The organism is Mucilaginibacter sp. OK268 (genome assembly GCF_900103125.1).
In the GTDB taxonomy this organism is placed as follows: domain Bacteria; phylum Bacteroidota; class Bacteroidia; order Sphingobacteriales; family Sphingobacteriaceae; genus Mucilaginibacter.
The window spans coordinates 203347-220046 of record NZ_FNJV01000008.1 but is presented as its reverse complement, the minus strand read 5'-3'; the positions used below and the strand labels follow the sequence as shown (position 1 = coordinate 220046).

16 protein-coding genes are annotated in these 16700 nt (G+C 42.2%); 7 read left to right on the top strand and 9 right to left on the bottom strand.

Translation table 11 applies throughout. The features are described from left to right. Positions 1 to 7 precede the first annotated feature (7 nt). Positions 8 to 1036, top strand: coding sequence for a hypothetical protein (locus tag BLR84_RS22700; RefSeq protein WP_090472545.1), 1029 nt, complete (start codon positions 8 to 10; stop codon positions 1034 to 1036). A 124-nt stretch (positions 1037 to 1160) separates the two neighbouring features. After that, complete coding sequence (locus tag BLR84_RS22695; RefSeq protein WP_090472544.1) at positions 1161 to 1886, top strand: DUF2490 domain-containing protein; 726 nt, start codon at positions 1161 to 1163, stop codon at positions 1884 to 1886. 153 nt (positions 1887 to 2039) lie between these two features. On the opposite strand, the gene BLR84_RS22690 is transcribed toward BLR84_RS22695, so the two are convergent. From BLR84_RS22690 to BLR84_RS22660, 8 genes are all read right to left on the bottom strand, one after another. Beyond that, on the bottom strand, positions 2040 to 2639 hold the full coding sequence (locus BLR84_RS22690; protein WP_369829202.1) for a head GIN domain-containing protein: 600 nt from the start codon (positions 2637 to 2639) through the stop codon (positions 2040 to 2042). Positions 2640 to 2688: 49 nt separating this feature from the next. Next, entirely contained in the window at positions 2689 to 2754 is a 66-nt protein-coding gene (locus tag BLR84_RS30630; RefSeq protein ID WP_369829201.1) for a hypothetical protein, read from the bottom strand. Positions 2755 to 2900: 146 nt separating this feature from the next. Then, positions 2901 to 4571 carry a M1 family metallopeptidase gene (locus BLR84_RS22685; RefSeq protein ID WP_090472543.1) on the bottom strand — a complete coding sequence of 557 codons (1671 nt, stop codon included), beginning with the start codon at positions 4569 to 4571 and terminating at the stop codon, positions 2901 to 2903. A gap of 37 nt (positions 4572 to 4608) precedes the next feature. Continuing rightward, positions 4609 to 5214, bottom strand: coding sequence for a M949_RS01915 family surface polysaccharide biosynthesis protein (locus tag BLR84_RS30435; RefSeq protein ID WP_090472542.1), 606 nt, complete (start codon positions 5212 to 5214; stop codon positions 4609 to 4611). Positions 5215 to 5261: 47 nt separating this feature from the next. Then, positions 5262 to 5891, bottom strand: coding sequence for a M949_RS01915 family surface polysaccharide biosynthesis protein (locus BLR84_RS22675; protein ID WP_369829200.1), 630 nt, complete (start codon positions 5889 to 5891; stop codon positions 5262 to 5264). Between the two features lie 16 nt (positions 5892 to 5907). After that, a complete protein-coding gene (locus tag BLR84_RS22670) occupies positions 5908 to 7587 on the bottom strand; it encodes a M1 family metallopeptidase (protein WP_090472541.1) in 1680 nt (559 codons plus the stop codon). 157 nt (positions 7588 to 7744) lie between these two features. Beyond that, complete coding sequence (locus BLR84_RS22665) at positions 7745 to 8302, bottom strand: hypothetical protein (RefSeq protein ID WP_090472540.1); 558 nt, start codon at positions 8300 to 8302, stop codon at positions 7745 to 7747. A gap of 112 nt (positions 8303 to 8414) precedes the next feature. After that, complete coding sequence (locus BLR84_RS22660; RefSeq protein ID WP_090472539.1) at positions 8415 to 10274, bottom strand: CocE/NonD family hydrolase; 1860 nt, start codon at positions 10272 to 10274, stop codon at positions 8415 to 8417. Between the two features lie 132 nt (positions 10275 to 10406). On the opposite strand from BLR84_RS22660, the gene BLR84_RS22655 reads away from it, so the two are divergent. From BLR84_RS22655 to BLR84_RS22640, 4 genes are all read left to right on the top strand, one after another. After that, positions 10407 to 11405 carry a phosphotransferase enzyme family protein gene (locus BLR84_RS22655; RefSeq protein WP_090472538.1) on the top strand — a complete coding sequence of 333 codons (999 nt, stop codon included), beginning with the start codon at positions 10407 to 10409 and terminating at the stop codon, positions 11403 to 11405. A 63-nt stretch (positions 11406 to 11468) separates the two neighbouring features. Further along, entirely contained in the window at positions 11469 to 12872 is a 1404-nt protein-coding gene (gene lpdA, locus BLR84_RS22650) for a dihydrolipoyl dehydrogenase (RefSeq protein ID WP_090472537.1), read from the top strand. A gap of 71 nt (positions 12873 to 12943) precedes the next feature. Next, positions 12944 to 13303 carry a four helix bundle protein gene (locus tag BLR84_RS22645; RefSeq protein WP_369829199.1) on the top strand — a complete coding sequence of 120 codons (360 nt, stop codon included), beginning with the start codon at positions 12944 to 12946 and terminating at the stop codon, positions 13301 to 13303. 22 nt (positions 13304 to 13325) lie between these two features. Next, positions 13326 to 13766: a sterol desaturase family protein gene (locus BLR84_RS22640; RefSeq protein ID WP_090472536.1), complete on the top strand. Its 441-nt coding sequence runs from the start codon at positions 13326 to 13328 to the stop codon at positions 13764 to 13766. Positions 13767 to 13863: 97 nt separating this feature from the next. Here the strand turns inward: BLR84_RS22640 and BLR84_RS22635 are convergent, their stop codons facing one another. Next, on the bottom strand, positions 13864 to 15180 hold the full coding sequence (locus BLR84_RS22635; protein WP_090472535.1) for a sugar MFS transporter: 1317 nt from the start codon (positions 15178 to 15180) through the stop codon (positions 13864 to 13866). A 361-nt stretch (positions 15181 to 15541) separates the two neighbouring features. Between BLR84_RS22635 and BLR84_RS22630 the strand changes: the two genes are divergently transcribed. Next, the gene (locus BLR84_RS22630) at positions 15542 to 16522 is read left to right on the top strand and encodes a glycosyltransferase (protein WP_090472534.1); all 981 of its coding nucleotides are present in this window, start codon (positions 15542 to 15544) and stop codon (positions 16520 to 16522) included. Positions 16523 to 16700: the final 178 nt, after the last annotated feature.

The window sequence follows — 16700 nt, the reverse complement described above, 5'->3', positions numbered from 1 at the left end:
TCACCCCATGCTTAAAAAACTATACCTTTTTGCAATCATTACCTTTATAAGCAGTACTGCTGCTTTGGCACAAAATAGTCTCGATATCCATTTTAATGGAATGGGCTTTCTGGATAACCGCGAATACAAACCTTTTGTGCTACGTTCACGCACCTACTCGGGTGTGCGTACGGAGTTGGATATGGGTTTAAATATCGATAGTGTGCATCACTTTATTGTTGGTGCCAACGCCCTGCATGAATTTGGCGCGCAGCCTTATTTTGTAAAGGTTAATCCTGTAGCCTACTACAGCTATACCGGTAAAAACTGGTTGTTTAACGCGGGTGCATTTCCGCGCGAAGGTTTACTGGACGATTACCCACGTGCTTTGCTGAATGATACCCTGCGTTATTACCGCCCTAACGTAGAAGGTTTACTGGCCCGTTATCACAACGAACATTTTACTGAAACCGGTTGGATCGACTGGGTGAGCCGCCAAACCGATACCGAACGCGAAGAATTCTTATTTGGTTTCTCCGGTAAATACCGTCCTTCGCTTTTTGGCCCTTTTTATGTGTCGCATTACTTTTTACTACTGCATGATGCCGGTCCGGGCATTCCTATCCCGAATGATCATATACAGGATAATGGCGGAGGCCAGATCCGTTTAGGTCTTGATTTTAGTCATAAAACCTTTTTAGATTCGTTATCTGTGGAAGCAGGCGGCATGATGTCATTTGAGCGCACACGTGGTGTAGATGGTTTTCAAAAACCAAAAGGCTTTATAGCCAATGCTTATTTAAGCTGGCACAAGTTTGCTTTGTTTGATGAGTTTTATAAAGGCGACGGCAGTCATATTATATACGGCGATTCGTTTTATCAGTACAAAACCTATAACCGTTTGGATATCATTTATACGCCGTTTTTGTTTAACCGTATAAAAGGGCAGTTTATTTTAAGCTTTCACCAGGTGCCCGGATCTGCTATGAGTAACCAGGAAGCGTTTAGGGTAACGTTTGATTTGGGCCGGAAAACCTTGCTCAAATTCAAGGATTAGTAAAGAAAGAAATTAACCTTAGTCAGGTATCAAGTGCTTAGTATCAAGTATCAAGATTTTAATATGGTCATGATACTTGATACTAAAATACTCGATACTAATTTTAAAACAAATCACATATACTATGCAATTAAAGCACAAACTACTGGTTCTTTTTGTGTTAGTGTTTATAGCTCCTGCAAGGCTATTGGCACAAGAGAATCAATTTTCGGGCTGGGCGGCCTGGTTTCACAGCCAGCGCTTATCTGAGCACTGGGGTTATTCATTTGACGGGCAATTCCGCTCACATGATGATCTGAGCTATTTAAAACACACGCTGCTGCGTCCATCGGCAAATTATTATTTTGCCAATAACAAGGTAGCGGCCTTGGGTTATGCCTATATAGCAACCAATGGCCGTACCGCCAATGGCGACAAAACCTTCAGGCCCGAACAGCGGATCTGGCAGCAGTATACTTACTCGCATAAGCTTGGTAAACACATATCTGTAGCACACCGTTTCCGTTTGGAGCAACGCTTTTTAGGGGAAACAGCCAATAATAAAAATGACGATTACTTTGCCCAGCGTTTCCGGTATTTTGTGAGGGGGATAATCCCGTTTAAGAATGATTCGGCTATATTTACCAAAGGCCCATTCCTGGCTTTGCAGAACGAGGTGTTTTTTAACGTTCAGAATAAGAACAGGGTGAACAAACATTTTTTTGACCAGAATCGCGCCTATGTTGCGGTCGGCTATCGCGTTAGTAAAAAGTTTGATGTAGAAGCGGGTTACCTTAACCAATACATCAACCTGGCCGAAACCTATACGCTGAACCACGTGGCCCAGCTGGCTATTTATACGAGGTTTTGACCTCACCCTGCCCTCTCCAAAGGAGAGGGTTCTTACTTGAATATTGGCAAAAAAAGAGCGATAGCATTATTAATGCTATCGCTCTTTTACTTTTTAATCTTTAAACACCGTGCTAATCAGGAACCCTCTCCTTTGGAGAGGGCAGGGTGAGGCCTACAGCCTGCTGATATCCCCGCTGCCTGCTTTGGAGCTGCTGATATTTTTAGCGCCGCCGGTATAGTGAATATCGCCAGAACCACTTACAGAAGCATCTACTTTATTGCTGGCATTTACAACGGCATCGCCAGAGCCAGCTACACGCACCGCAGTGCTTACGGTTACCAGGTCGCGGGCCTTAAAATCACCGGAGCCTACTACGCTTACACTTGAGTCATCGGCACGGCCTGATAGGCTCATGTCGCCAGAACCTGATATCCTGCTTTCCAGTTTTTTAACATTCACCTTACCCTGCATATCGCCCGATCCGGTAATACTTAATTTTAAGGAGTTAGTACTGATACCGTCTTTAAAAAAGATATCGCCAGAACCGGTTACCGAAACACCATTCAGATCCTTTGCGGTAACGTAGATCACCATTCTTTTATTTCCAAAACTCCAGTTATTCCAGTTGGAGTCTTTTTTACTGTGTATTTTTAATACTCCATCCTGTACTTCGGTAACAATACGGTCGATAACATTAGAAGGTGCTTCTACCTTTACCGACTCAGTTGGGCCCTGTGTAATGTAAACATCAAAAGAACCTGCCAGATCAATAGCATGGAAGCCGGATAAATGACGGTCCTGTGTGCTTTGTTGTATGATTTTAACCGTAGTAACAGGTTTGGCATAAGTATAGCCAGCGGTGCCTGTTGCTAAGGCGGCAAGTAATAATAGTTTGGTTAGTGATTTCATGTTAACGTTAATTATTTGTTTATAAGACGCAACACGCGCCGATAGGTTGCACTGTTTTTTAAATAAAGAAGCTTTCCGGCCTTTTTTTGTCATCTTGACAAACCCGATTTAACTTAATACAACTCAATTGCGCGCTACCCCTATGTAATAATTAAAAGTATCTACTTCAATGTTATCTTCTGTAGCGCCATCCAGTTTTAATGGTGTAAAGCGGGTAGTTGGGGTGATGAATTGATAATCTCCACCTTTTACTTTAACCCTTACCGGCATGTTGAACTTTTTACTGCTTACGTTTATCCAACGGCAACGTATTTTATCCTTATAGGTCAAAAACTCCAGGATAGGGATGGTTTTATAATGCAGGTACTGGTCAAATATGGGCGCCAGATTCATACCGCTTTGCTCGGTAATGTAATTAACCACCTGGTCGTAAGTAACGGTTTGATGGTAGAATGTTTTGTTGAGCCCACGCAGAATATTTCGCCATTTTTCATCATCATTAATAACGGTACGGATCATGTTGAGCAGGTTGCCGCCTTTATAATACATATCGCCCGATCCTTCCCTGTTTACGCCGTAAGGGCCAACAATAGGGCGATCATTCTGTATTGCCAAACGGGTGCCGTGTACATATTCCTGCCCGGCCTGTTTGCCATAATAGGTTTCCACAAATAACGATTCGGAGTAGTTGGTGAAACTTTCGTGGATCCACATATCAGCTACATCTTTGGAGGTAATATTATTACCAAACCATTCGTGCCCGCTCTCATGTACCACAATAAAATCCCATTTTAAACCCCATCCCGTACCCGAAAGGTCGCGGCCCAGGTAGCCATTCTGGTAATGATTACCGTAGGCGGTGCCGCTTTGGTGCTCCATGCCCAGGTGTGGTGCTTCTACCAGTTTATAGCCGTCTTCATAAAATGGATAAGGGCCAAACCAGTACTCAAATGCTTTGAGCATTTTGGTAGCATTCTCATTCCATTGTTTTTTAGCCTTGTTCAGGTTGTAGGTTAGTGGCCAGTAATCCATGGTCAGCTTTCCTTTTTCGCCGGGATAAACGCCATCGTAGTGTACATAATCGCCAATGTTAGCCTCAATATCATAGTTGTTGATGGGGTTGGCTACAAACCAGTCAAAACGGGTATAACCATCTTTTAATTTAGTTACTTTACGTAAGCGACCGTTTGATACATCCTTTAAACCATTGGGTACGCTGATGCTGATGAGGGCGCTGTCAACCTCGTCATACTGATGATCTTTAGTAGGCCACCATATGCTGGCGCCGATGCCCTGGCAGGCGGTAGCCACCCAGGGTTTACCTAAAGAGTCGGTAGTATACACGATGCCGCCATCCCAGGGAGCGCGTTTAGCCACTGTGGGGTTGCCGGAGTAAAATACGGTAAACTCATCGGCGCTGCCTTTGGTTATGGTATGCGGAAAGGTGATGAATACGGCGTTAAACTCCCGTGTATAAGGCAGCTCCTGCCCTTTGTAAACTACCTTATCAACTTTTAGGTTAGCAAACAGGTCGAACTGGAGTTTGGTAAAATCCTGTGTGGCTGTAAATTTAAACTGGTTGCTGCCGCTGATATATCTTTGATCGATATCAAACTTCACATCCAGGTGATAGTAATTGATATCATAACAGGTGCGTAATGGTGTTAAACTACCGCGCAGGGTATCGGCGCGGGTAAAAGTTTCGCGGTTGGCGCCAAGTTGGGCTTTTACAGATAGGGTAGTAGCACTAATTATTAATGCTAATGCTATCCGATATAATTGTTTTATTTTCATGTTAATGGGTATTCTAATTTGAAACAGAGCAGATAGTCTATTTCCAGGTTTCTAATAAATTCTTTTTCCAGAGACCAATGGCGTATTGTCTGAACAATTCAGGCCCCTTTTTAAAGGCTTCGTCAAATGTGTATTCGCCACCAACATATTCTTTTTCAGATAATCGAACCTTGTTTTCACCCCTGATCGCATATTTTTTACTGCCCTCGTGCATAATGATCTTCATATAGCTTGGGCTTACATCTCCGTGGCATACAGTTTTATACATGAGCCACACCTCTGCTTTTCCATTATTGTCAAGATCAGTAATGGCAAAAGTGTTTGGGATATAGCTGGCTTTAATATCAACCGGACATTCCTTAATAAAATCATAGGTTTGCCAACTGAGTTTGGGTTCTGTATTATTACCAATATTATAATGATAAGCATATAGAGCAGCATCCCTTTCATCTCCATTTTCACTTCCTTTGGAGGGTGTTTCCCCAGTTTCTGTAGTGATAACCATGTGTTCACCTTCTCTATCATTATAATGCACTGCATTGATAACATGCCCCGAATAATGTATGGTTTTAGGTATTGCCTTTACGGTTAATTGAGTAACCTTGATCTGAGCAAAACTACTTTGTATTTGTACAACAATCATCGTCAAAAACAGTCCTAATAATTTCGTGTAACTTAGATAATAAATGTTTAGTCTCGCGGCCCCCAAATATTCTTTCTCCAAAGCTCCTGGGCATATTTTCTGAACAGCTCCGGCCCGCTTTTAAAAGCATCGTCAAAAGTATATTTGCCGCCATCATAGTCGCCCGGCCCCACTTTAACTTTGTTTTGCCCTCTGATAGCATATTTGTTACCACCCTCATGCATAATGATCTTCATTTCGCCCGGACTGATATCACCGGCGCATAATGTTTTGTACATCAGCCATACTTCGGCTTTGCCATTTCTGTCCAGATCGGTAACAGCAAAAGTACCCGGAATATATATCGCTTCCAGGTCAACCTGGCAATCCTTCACAAAATCAACCATTTGCCAGTTTAGCTGTAGGCTCCCGGTGCTCTTTATGGTGTATTGATATGCGTAAAGTGCCGCGTCGCGGCCGTTGCCATCTTCGCTATCTCCCTTGGTATCGGTTATCCCGGTTTCGGTAGCGATTAATAAGTGCTCACCTTCGCTATCTGTAAAACGTACAGCATTAACAATATCTCCTTTATATTTAACTGACGATGGTATCGATCTTTTATTAAGCTTGATCACACCGATCTGTGCCATAGTAATTTGCCCCGCGAATAAAAATATAAGCAGGCTCATGAATTTGATGTAATGCATGCTCATACTAATCTTTCAGTATACCGATATAGTAGTTAAATGTATCCACTTCAATATTATCCAGAGTAGCGCCTTCAATAGCAACCGGGGTAAAACGGTTAGTAGGGGTAATAAACTGATATTCGCCGCCTTTAACCCTTACCAATACGGGCATAGTAAAACCATTTACATCGGCTATCCAACGGCTGGTCAGTTTACCATCTCTGGTAGCAAACTCCAGCGTAGGCAGGTTTTTATAATGCAGGTACTGATCAAAAACAGGAAGTAGTTTTTTGCCCGATTGCTCGGTGATATAATTGACCACCTGGTCATAAGTAACGGTTTGATGATAAAAGGTTTTATTTAAGCCGCGCAGGATCCCGCGCCATTTTTCATCATCATTAATAATGGTGCGCACCATATTGAGCAATACCGCGCCTTTGGGGTACATATCTCCGGAGCCTTCTTTGTTTACATTGTAAACACCTACAATAGGGCTCTCGTTTCCAATTCCTATTCTAAGTCCTTTGTTGTATTCCTGGCCTGCTTTTTTGCCCCAGTTGTTTTCAATAAACAACGATTCGGAATAACAGGTAAAGCCTTCATGTATCCACATATCGGCCAGATCTTTACCGGTGATGTTGTTGCCAAACCACTCGTGACCGCTTTCGTGTACTATAATATAATCCCATTTAAGTCCCCAGCCCGTGCCCGACATATCATAACCCAGATAGCCATTCAAATAATGGTTACCATAAGCAGTAGCGCTCTGGTGCTCCATACCTAAATGCGGTGTTTCTACCAGTTTATAGCCATCCTCGTAAAACGGATAAGGGCCAAACCAGTGTTCAAAGGCTTTAAGCATAGGCTTTACATTTTCGGCAAATTGCTTTTTGGCTTTCTCCAGGCTGGCAGGCAGTACCCAAAAATCAAGGCTGAGCTTGCCTTTTTCGCCATCGTATGTATCGCTAAAGTGGGTATAATCGCCAATGTTGGCAACTACATCATAATTGTTAATGGGGTTGGCCACAAACCAATCAAAGCGGGTATAGCCATCTTTAAGCGGAGTTACTTTACGAAGCCTGCCGTTTGATACATCTTTTAATCCTTTGGGCACGCTGATGCTGATCATCATACTGTCAACCTCATCGCTCAGGTGATCTTTATTAGGCCACCAGATGCTGGCGCCAACACCCTCGCAGGCGGTAGCTACCCATGGTTTGCCCAGGGAATCTTTTTTAAACACAAAACCACCATCCCAGGGGGCATTAACAGCTACAGTTGGCTTGCCCGAATAGTATACGGTAAACTCGTCCTTACTGCCTTTGGCAATCGGTTGTGGAAATGTAACAAAAACGGCATTGGCATCGCGGGTATAAGGCAGGTTTTTACCTTTATACACTACTTTGTCTACATTCAGATTGGCAAACAGATCAAACTGCAATTTGGTAAAATCCTCTGTAGCGGTAAATTTAAATTGGTTGCTGCCACTGATGGCCCTTTGATCGATATTAACCTTCACATCAAGGTGATAATAGTTAATATCATAACAGGTACGCAAAGGCGTAAGGCTGCCGCGCAGCGTATCTGCATGCGTGTATTTTTCTTTCTCTTCTAAAAGCTGGGCTTTGGCAATAACCGGGAGGAGTAATACGATTGCCCCCAATATAAACTGATAATTTAGTTTAATTAATGATGAGTTGTTCATTGTAACGGATCAGTCAATGTTTAAATGAACCTAAATCTACAAATATCTTGTGATTAAGTTTATTTTAAAGATAAGTTGCTTTTAAATTCACCCTAAAAGGGGGGCGTTTTAAGAAAAAAGCCCCTCTCCGTGGGAGAGGTTTACTGTAAGGGAGCAATTACGCAATTTTATATCTGGTATATTTACCGAATACAGTAAGATATTGCGTTTCAAAAGCAATTCTTGTAATTGATTTATAATCTATTGATGATGGGCTATCCTCAAAATATCCTTCTGCATCAAAGTATAAAATATGGACATGTTTTTTACCGGTTTTAACGATCGGGCCAATGGAGAAGGGATTGATCTCAGCTCCTTCACATTCAACAACTACATTTAATTCTTTAGCCTGTAATAATTCAAAGATAGATTGCCAGCTGCTTAGGTTAATGGCATAATCTATTCCTACCTTTTCAATCTCATTTTCCCAAATCATCATTTGATTAAAATATTCATCACTTTTATCATAACGGAGCTTCTTAACCTGTTTAACCGGTACTATGCTATATCCGTCTATTTTAAAATCATCAGACTCGTGGATTAAAATAAATTTATCGGAATAATCAAGAATATACCCATTGCTTATTTCAGTTTTACCTTTTGAAACTCTTCGGTATAATCTTACCCGTTGTTTATTCTCTTTATGGTACTTAATTTTTTCAAGTATTTTCATCATTGATTCAAATGAGATTAAATCTACTAAATCTTCTTATGGGAATTTTTTGCATTCACCCAAAACGGAGAATAAAAAAAGCCCTTCTCCGTTGGGAGAAGGGCTGGTGTGAGGCTTATTTCAATATCTGCACATCAATAAAACTGTCGTTATAAACAGTTTCGGTGGCTTTGATGTAATCGCTTTCATCTGCCTTATACGGGTTCTCAACAAATTTTTGCGGGTTACGTGCTATGATCGGGAACCAGGTACTTTGTACCTGGATCATGATGCGGTGCCCTTTTTTAAAGGTATGCAGTACATCCTGCAGGCGGAAGTTAACATCGGTTTTTTGATTGGCCACCAAAGGTTCCGGTTTCTCGAAGCTATTGCGGAAACGAGCCGGCATTACTTCGGAGCGTACCATTTGCCAGTAATTGCTCAGGATAATGTTTTTGTTGGGCATATATGGATTGTTAGGCTCATCGGCAGGGTAAACGTCAATCAGTTTTACCACAAAATCGGCATCGGTACCGGTAGTGGCTATTTTAAGATGTGCCATGATCTCGCCGCCAAGGGTTACGTCGTCATTTAATACATCGGTCTGATAAACCAGCACATCCGGGCGGCGACCGGCAAAACGCTGATCTTCGCTCATATAATTGTGTGGGGTAAAGCCCATGGTAGTGGTATTATCTTCGGTATACGGAACCGGCTTAAGCGGATCGCTCACAAATGATACCGAACCGGCGGTAGCTGGCTGAGCGTCGGCCAGTTTGCCATCGGCACCTAAATACATTTTTTGATGAACGGCATTTGGAGCCGGCCATTTATCAAAAGTAGCCCATTCTTTTTTACCTGTATTGTACATATAAGCGTTGGGCAAACCTGAGTTTTTGTCGCCATTGCCTTTCAGGAAATGGTTAAAGAATTTGGCTTCGATATTTTTTTGATAAAAAGTAGCGATGCTATCACCAAAGTAAACGTTGCTGTGCATGGTGTGCCCGGTTTCGCGCGACCAGCGGCCGTGCCCAAACGGACCCATTACAATGGTATTGTAGGCATTGGGGTCGGTTTTGTTGATGGTTTTGTAAATAGCCAATGGACCTGTCAAATCCTCAGCATCAAACCAGCCGCCTACCAACATTACCGCTGGTTTTACTTTGCCGTAATGTTTTAACAGGCCGCGTTTTTGCCAGAACTCGTCATAGTTGGGGTGGTTGATGGTTTCCTGCCAGAAGAAATTGTCGTGATAAAATTTGTCTGCATTTTTAAGCGGGCCAAGATCCAATAGGTATTGATATCCATCTTTGCTATTGGGTTTAAGCATGGTATACCAGGCCTTGGTAGTGGTGTCGGTTTTTTGAACACCGAAAACCGGGAAGGTAAAAAAGTAGCCTTCCAGAAATGCACCGTTATGATGAAAATCGTCAAAAAAGAAATCGGAAATAGGAGCTTGTGGAGATGACGCTTTTAATGCCGGATGGTTTGACAGAATGCCCGCCGCGGTGTAAAAACCGGGGTAAGATATACCATACTGGCCAACCTTGCCATTATTGCCGGCTACATTTTTTATCAGCCAGTCAATGGTGTCATAAGTATCAGATCCCTCATCAACATCGGTTTTGCTTTTTTTATTGTCGATAACCGGGGTCATGTTGGTCCAGGTACCCTCGCTTTTCCAGCGGCCGCGCACATCCTGGTATACAAAAATGTAACCCTCTTTCATGATAATTTCCGACGGACCCAAACGTGCCGGATATTTATCCTCACCGTAAGGAGCAACGCTATAACAGGTACGCTGCATCATAATGGGGTACTTGTTTTTGGCCGAAGCATCTTTCGGCGTGTAAATGGAGGTGAAAAGTTTTTTACCATCGCGCATGGTGATGTACACGTCTTTTTTGGTAAAATGTTCCTTTACATAGTCGCTTTGAGCAAAAGCGTTAATGCTGCACATGAGTAACAGTGCAAAAAGTGAGTAAATTTTTTTCATGAGATCAGTCAATTTAAACCCCTAATTTAGCAAGTAAATCGTTAATTCAACTTATTACTGCAACACTGTTACAATAAAGTTAAAATAAAGACCATTTACTATTTCTTTTTTCTATAATTATCTGCCCTATTTATGACATCATTTCCAGCCCAGTATTCCACTTTATCGGCCATTGCTTTAAAAGAATATATTGAAACAGCTTATCGTTTAAATCTGACCACATGCCGGTTTTTACTGCACGGGGTGAGCGATACCTATATTTTAGAAGGAGCTGATTCAAAATATATTTTAAAAATTTACCGCGATATGCACCGCTCATTAACCGAGATTCAGGGTGAAGTGGAATTGTTGAATATGTTGAAAGAGTATGGCGCCAATGTATCCTACCCGCTGACCGATATTTTGGGTAGCCAGATACAAAAGTTTGATGCCGCCGAAGGCATCCGTTACGGCATTTTGTTTTCCTATGCTGAAGGGAAGGTTAGCCTTGATCTGTCTGATGAGCAGCTAAAAACCGTAGGCCGTGAAATGGCCACGGTTCATAACATCACCTCGGTGGTGAAGCTGAACTATAAAAGAAAAGCTTATACCATTGATACCACGCTAACCGGACCCCTGAAAGTTCTGAAGCCTGTGTTTGCCGACCTCCCGGATGAATACACTTATTTAAAGGAAACAGCCATGCAGGTAATTCAAAAGCTAAATACGTTTGATACAAAGAAGTTTAGCTACGGATACTGCCAGTATGATTTTTTGCCCAAAAACTTTCATTTTGACGATAATGGCGGGATCACCTTTTTTGATTTCGATTTTGCGGGACAAGGTTACCTGGCAAACGATCTGATGTCGTTCTTTGTGCATTTTTTTATGCATGTATTTACCGGCAAACTCACCGACGAAGAAGCCGACCGCATGTTTAAGGTTTTTATAGAAGCCTACCGCAAAGTAAGGCCGGTATCTGAGCCGGAAATCAAGTCCATTCCATATCTGGGCGTAGGGTTCTGGATATTTTACCTGGGCTTTCAATATGAAAACTTCGATGATTGGTCGAACCCGTTTTTCGGTCCGAAATTTATTAAAGACAGGGTTGCGCTGATAAAAGTGTGGACAGATAAGTATTGTGAATTTTGACCATTAATCTATAAAATAATAGCCTAATAACCATTAACTTTGCCAACCACAAAATACAAACTTATGCAATATGATGTTATCGTTATCGGTTCGGGCCCAGGTGGCTATGTAGCCGCTATACGTTGTGCCCAGCTTGGTTTAAAAACCGCGATTGTTGAAAAATATACTACCCTTGGCGGTACTTGTCTTAATGTAGGCTGTATCCCATCCAAAGCCCTGCTTGATTCATCTGAACATTACCATAACGCGGCCCATTCCTTTAAAACGCATGGTATTAACCTGGATAACCTGAAAATTGATTTCGGCCAGATGATCAAACGCAAGCAGGAAGTTGTTGATGCCAATACCAGTGGTATTGTTTACCTGATGAAAAAAAATAAGATCGATACCCACTATGGTGTAGGGTCTTTTAAAGATAAAAATACCATCATCGTTAAAAAGAGCGATGGCACCGAAACTGAGATCACCAGCAAAAACGTGATCATCGCTACCGGTTCAAAACCATCGGCACTGCCATTTTTAAAGATCGATAAAAAACGGATCATTACCTCAACCGAAGCGTTAACCCTGACCGAAATCCCTAAACACCTGGTGCTGATAGGCGGCGGTGTTATTGGTTTGGAGCTGGGTTCTGTTTATGCCCGTTTAGGCTCAAAAGTATCTGTAATTGAATTTATGGATGGCATTATCCCAACTATGGATAAAGGTTTGGGGAAAGAGCTGCAAAAAGTGTTGACCAAACTGGGTATGGAGTTTTACCTGGGTCATAAAGTTACCGGCGTTACCGTAAAAGGTAAAGAAGTAACCATAACCTTTGATACCCCGAAAGGCGAGAAACAGGAACTGAAAGGCGATTACTGCCTGGTTGCTGTTGGTCGTGTGGCTTACACTGATGGTTTAGGCCTGGATAAAATTGGTATCACGGTTGAAGAACGCGGCCGTAAGATCACCGTGAATGATCACCTGGAAACCAGTGTGAAAGGCGTGTACGCTATTGGCGACGTGATTAAAGGCGCCATGCTGGCCCACAAAGCCGAAGATGAAGGTACTTTGGTTGCCGAGATCATTGCCGGTCAGAAACCACATATCGATTATAACCTGATACCGGGAGTTGTTTATACCTGGCCAGAAGTTGCTGCTGTTGGGCAAACCGAAGAGCAGCTGAAAGCAGCTGGTGTAAAATATAAAACAGGATCGTTCCCATTCAAAGCCAGTGGTCGCGCACGTGCCAGCGGTGATCTGGATGGTTTTGTGAAAGTACTGGCTGACGCTACTACCGACGAGATCCTGGGTGTTCACATGATCGGTCCGCGGGCTGCTGATATGATAGCCGAGGCCGTTGTTGCGATGGAATACCGTGCCAGTGCCGAAGATATTTCGCGCATGAGCCACGCCCACCCAACTTACACCGAAGCCATGCGCGAAGCCTGCTTAGCAGCTACAGACAACAGGCCGATACATATGTAATTTATTTGTTGTAAGGTTGAAATGTTTTAATGTTGTAACGCTGCTTGGCTAAGTTTTAAAAATTTGAAGACCTGGAGATTTGGAAAATAGCTGTTTCCATTGCTGTTGAAGTATATTCTTTATGTGATGCTGAGCCCATGAAATCAGATTGGGGGATGAAAGACCAGATAAGAAGAGCAGCCTGTTCAATGTCTGATAACATTGCAGAAGGATTTGAATATAATAACAATCCTGATTTTATCAGATTTTTAAACTATGCAAAAGGGTCCTCAGGCGAGTTTAGAAACAAGTTGATAATTTTGTACAGATCAGGTAAAATCAATGACACGGTGTACAATGATTTGTATACAAAAAGCATCGAGTTTTCAAGTAAAACAAAATCGCTTATTGATTACTTAAAGAAATTCGAGGCAGAAAAGAAGAAAAAATAACATTTCAACCTTACAACAGTAAATGAATATACTGTTAAACTTAGGGATCACAATAACCACCATCGCGGTTATGGAATTACTATCCTGGGCCATGCATAAATACCTATTTCATGGGCCACTGTGGTTTATCCACAAAACGCATCATCAGGAACGCCATGGCTGGTTTGAGCTGAACGATCTGTTCAGCATAGGCTTCGCTGCCTTTGCTTTATGGCTGATGTGGATAGGGCATATCAGTTTAGACTATCACTTCTGGATAGGCACCGGCATTAGTATATATGGTATCATCTATTTTATCTTCCACGATTGGTTTATCCATAACCGTTTTAAAGCCTTCAAAAGTAATAACCGCTACCTGGCAGGGATCCGCCGGGCGCATAAGATCCATCATAAATCCATGCAGAAAAATCCTTCGGAAGAGTTTGGGTTGTTGGTAGCCAGCAGGAAGTGGTTCAGGAAATAGTCTGAACCACGATTTTGGGGATTTAAGGATTACCACGATTATTTCTTAAAATCAAGGTAATCCCTAAATCTGTTTAATCAAGGTTCAGACAAAATTTTTACACCGCTATAACATGTTTCCCCTTTTTATAGCCAATAGCTGCAAAATATAAGATGAACAAGTAAATAGGTAACAGGATCCAGTAAGATGTTTGAGCTGCTGCTTCAGGGCCGAGGCTGGTTTTAAATCTATCAACCAGGAAACCATAAATAGGCGGGAAAACCGCCGCGCCAGCAATACCCATAACCAATAATGACGAACCGATTTTGGTAAATCTACCCAGGCCTGATAAAGCCAGCGGCCATATAGCCGGCCACATTAATGAATTGGCCAGGCCCAAAAGCGCTATACAACCAATTGAAATATATTTAGGCGTAAATAGCGCTATAATGGTCAATACAGCTCCTAACACAGCCGAATAAACCAAAGCTTTTTGCTGACTAATGTAGCGGGGAATAAACAGGATACCCGAAAAATAACCAATAACCATACAGATCAACGTACCCGATGCAAAATATTTGGCCGTAGCCATGGGTATATGATTGGCGGTTCCATAACCTATGATCGAATCGCCGGCAATTACTTCGGCGCCTACGTAAAAGAAAAGTGCAACTACCCCCAATATTAAATGCGGAAACTGAAGTATGCTGTTTTTGCCCGAGTTGGCTGCTGCTACCGCCTCGTCCTCATGTTCGGTATCAATTTCGGGCAAACCCGAAAAGTAAATCAGAACGGCTAATATAGCAAGCACAACCACTATAATGATATAAGGTAATATTACTCTTGATGCTAATTCGTTAAGCTGTACTATTTTTTCGGCCGGACTTAGTTTTACCAGACTGGCGCTAAAAGCATCTATGTTGTTTAATACCAATGCACCCAGGGCGATAGGGGCTAGCACACCCGCGCATTTATTAAAAATACCCATAATGCTCATGCGCTTAGCTGCACCTTCGGGCGGACCGATAATAGTGATATATGGATTTGATGCGGATTGCAAAATAGCCAATCCCGTGCCCTGCACAAACAAGCCAATTAAAAAAACACTGTATACTCTGGTGAGCGCGGCAGGAATAAAGATAAGTGCTCCCAATGCAATAACTATTAAGCCAACAGCCATTCCATTTTTAAATCCAAATAGTTTAAGCACCCAGGCCGATGGTTTGGCCATCAGTAAATAGGCGATGTAAAAAGCAGTTGTTACAAGATAGGATTCAAAATTATTAAGCTGACAGGCAATTTTTAAATAGGGTATCAATACAGAATTTAGCCAGGTTACAAACCCGAAAATGAAAAATAATGCACCTATAATAATAATAGGGTTGATACCCGAACTTTTTGCTGCCGGCTTTTCGGCTTTGATAACAGAATCCATTTCTTTTAGTTAAATTGTTAAGAACTTAATGAAGTTTCTAAAATAATTAAAAAAGTTGGTAGATTGTATTGGTAATGTGAAAATTAGTGAAAATATATGGAGATACATCTCCCTTATTTTAGTGATTTATATCATTTATATGATTTTTTGTGGGGATTTTTCTTTAAAAAGCAGGTTGATGATGTGTTTTATTGGTTTATCAAACGTTTGTGTGGCTATTTATGTGCAATACCGGTAAAAATTAGGATTTAGAAAAAAAATTTAATTTATTGTGCGGTGTTGGTTCTTCCGACCATCGATATCAGAAATCTTCAATCCAAATTAAAATTCCGAAATTCGGACGCTTACATTCATCGGCTGCATGAAAATATTAATAGTTAACAATACCGCTATACCGGCTACCAAATATGGCGGTACCGAAAGGGTGATCTGGTGGTTGGGTAAAGAGCTTAACCGCCTGGGGCATGAGGTTACTTACCTGGTGGCCGAGGGTTCCACTTGTCCCTTTGCTAAAGTACTGGTTTATGATTCTGCTGCTGATATGAACTTGCAGGTACCCGATGATATTGATGTGGTACATTTTCATTTCCAGGTAAGTGGCTTTACCAAAAAGCCATACCTGATTAATGTACATAATAACCCGGGCTATGGGCATGTATTGGATCAAAACTCCGTATTTGTATCTGCCGATCATGCTGCCCGCCATGGTTCAACCTCATTTGTACACCATGGTCTCGACCCCGACGATTATCCTAAGCCCAATCTGCAACAGAAACGTACCCATACTCACTTTTTGGCTAAAGCAGCCTGGCGCGTTAAAAATGTGAAAGGCGCCATTGATATAGCCACCCAAAGTCGTAACAAACTGGTGGTATTGGGTGGCACACGTTTAAACCTGAAGATGGGATTGCGCTTTACACCCAATTTAAATGTGAGCTTTAAGGGCATGGTTGATAACGACCAAAAGTCGGTCGTGTTGAATGCTTCAAAGGGCTTACTGTTCCCGGTTTTATGGCATGAGCCTTTTGGTTTGGCTATTATCGAAAGTTTGTATTTTGGCTGCCCCGTGTTTGGTACGCCTTACGGATCGTTACCCGAACTGGTACCGGCCGAGGTTGGTTTGCTCAGCAACAGCAAACAGGAACTGGTAGCCGGACTAAAAGCTATAGATACGTTTAACAACCAACTTTGCCATGATTATGCCATGGAGCATTTCACCGTTCAAAAAATGGCGCAGCGCTATCTTTCGCTATACGAAAGAGTTTTAAATGGCGAAACCCTGAACCCGCTTAGCCCGACACTTAAGGAAGCATCTCCCAAATACTTGCCCTGGAACGCATAAGATAGAGAGAGGGGTGTCACCCTGAGCTCCGTCGAAGGGTAGAGTGCAGAGGCCTGCCCACCATGCTTCGACGGAGCTCAGCATGACACCCTTTTTAGAAAAAGTCTTTTCACGGGTTATTATTCTCCCTGCAGTCGAGATGACAATGTGTTTTCCTTTTCGTATTATAATGTGTTAT